The sequence below is a fragment of the Streptomyces sp. NPDC059037 genome (assembly GCF_042740015.1).
Taxonomy (GTDB): Bacteria; Actinomycetota; Actinomycetes; order Streptomycetales; family Streptomycetaceae; genus Streptomyces.
The window spans coordinates 1-2,285 of sequence record NZ_JBHYIG010000497.1; the positions used below are offsets into that span (position 1 = coordinate 1).

Annotated in this window: 1 protein-coding gene and 1 pseudogene; both read left to right on the plus strand. The window is 71.1% G+C overall.

Annotation, left to right across the window (positions count from 1 at the left end; translation table 11 throughout):
- Positions 1-626 precede the first annotated feature (626 nt).
- Positions 627-1,349: pseudogene (locus ACFWY6_RS45105) on the plus strand (hypothetical protein); the annotation flags it as partial.
- A 21-nt stretch (positions 1,350-1,370) separates the two neighbouring features.
- Positions 1,371-2,177, plus strand: a complete 807-nt coding sequence (locus ACFWY6_RS45110) for a tetratricopeptide repeat protein (RefSeq protein ID WP_384703658.1) — start codon at positions 1,371-1,373, stop codon at positions 2,175-2,177.
- Positions 2,178-2,285: the final 108 nt, after the last annotated feature.

The following is a 2,285-nucleotide window of genomic DNA, read 5'->3' on the forward strand; positions in this document are numbered from 1 at the left end:
ATTCCCATCAAAGCGCCGATGGTACTGCAGGGGGGACCATGTGGGATTGTAGGACGCCGCCCAACAATATTTGGAGGACCCTTGGTCCCAGCGTCCACGCTGGGACCAAGGGTCCTTTTTGTTTTTGTCGAAGCGCGCCGGCTACCCGGCTGCGCGAGAATGACTGCGGTACCGAAGACTAGGAGTCACCGATGTCCACCAACTCTCCCGACGAGCGACCGGAGCGCGGGCAGCGCCGCCGGGACGGTGGCGACCGGGGCGGATACCGCGGTGGGGCGCCCCGTCGGGACAACGACCGTGGCGACCGCAGCGGCGGTCGTCCCCCGTTCCGCCGGGACGACCGTCCCACTTCTGGCGGACCGCGCCGCGATGACCGTGACAATCGTGGCGGTCCGCGTCGTGACAACGACCGTGGCGGTGAGCGTGGTGGCTTCCGTCGCGATGACAGCCGTGGTGGAGACCGTCCCGCGTTCCGGCGCGATGACCGCCGGGACGACCGGCGCGACGATCGCGGTGGTGACCGTGGTGGATTCCGCCGCGATGACAACCGTGGCGGTGGTGGCGGCTACCGCGGGCGGGATGACCGTGATGGTGGAGGACGTCCCCCGTTCCGTCGCGATGACCGCTCGACCTCCGGTTTCCCGCGTCGCGACGACCGCCGTGACGGGGATCGTCCCGCCTTCCGCCGTGACGACCGCTCGACGTCCGGCTCCCCGCGTCGCGATGACCGTCGTGACGATCGCGGTGGTGACCGTGGTGGTTTCCGTCGCGACGACAGCCGCGGTGGTGACCGTCCCGGGTTCCGCCGTGACGGGGATCGTCCCGGGTTCCGGCGCGATGACCGCCGGGACGACCGGCGTGACGACCGCGGTGGCGATCGTGGTGGCGATCGTGGTGGATTCCGGCGCGACGATCGACGTGACGACCGACGCGATGACCGGCCCCGTGGTGGCGGCGACCGTCCCGGGTTCCGTCGTGATGACCGGCGTGATGACCGCGGTGGCGATCGTGGTGGCTTCCGGCGGGATGACAGCCGTGGTGGCGACCGTCCCGGGTTCCGTCGTGATGACCGGCGTGACGATCGCGGTGGTGAGCGTGGTGGCTTCCGTCGCGATGACCGTCGTGACGATCGTGGCGGTGACCGCGGTGGCGACCGCGGTGGTGACCGCGGTGGGTTCCGGCGTGATGACAGCCGTGGCGGTGGCTACCGTGGGCGGGACGACCGTGGGCCGCGTCGTGACGACAGCCGTGGCGGACGGCCCGGCGGGTTCCGTGGGCGGGACGACCGGCGTGATGACCGGCGCGACGGCGACCGCGGTGGCTACCGCGGGCGTGACGACCGTGACCGCGATCGCGAGCCCATCAAGCGGCTGCCGATCCCGGACGACGTCACGGGGCACGAGATCGACAAGGACGTACAGCAGGAGCTGCAGAGCCTTCCCAAGGGGCTTGCCGAGGACGTCGCCAAGAACCTGGTGATGGTCGCCAACCTGCTCGACGAGGACCCCGAGCAGGCCTACGCGTACTCGCGGGTCGCGCTGCGGCTCGCGTCGCGTGTCGCCGCTGTGCGCGAGGCCGCGGGCTTCGCCGCGTACGCGACGCAGAAGTACAGCGAGGCCCTCGCCGAGTTCCGGGCCGCCCGGCGGATGACCGGCAGCGTCGAGCTGTGGCCCGTCATGGCGGACTGCGAGCGTGGTCTCGGCCGGCCCGAGAAGGCGCTGGACATGGCCGGTGGGCCTGAAGTGGCGAAGCTGGACAAGGCGGGGCAGGTCGAGATGCGGCTCGTGGCCGCAGGCGCCCGGCGTGACATGGGGCAGATCGATGCCGCCATCGTCACCCTGCAGAGCCCCGAGCTGGCGTCGAACTCCGTGCAGCCGTGGACCGCGCGGCTGCGGTACGCGTACGCCGACGCGCTGCTCGCGGCGGGGCGTGAGGACGAGGCGCGCGAGTGGTTCGCGAAGGCCATCGAGTCCGACAAGGACGGCAGCACCGACGCGTCGGACCGGCTCGCCGAGCTGGACGGTGTCGAGTTCGTGGACGCTCTTGATGAGGACGGTGAGGACGGTGCCGATGCGCTCCCGGAGTCCTCGGACAGTGATGTCGCCGTCGTTGAGAGGGACGTGGACGACGAGGGCGATGAGGGTGACGCTGATGGTGGCGGAGACGGCAAGGTCTGAGCGTTGACCTAGATACGACGAGGGGGGGGGGGGGGCCACGGGGGGGGCCCGCCACGGCCGGTCCACCAGGGGCGTACGAGCGACGCAGCGCGTCCGACGCGACGGGCA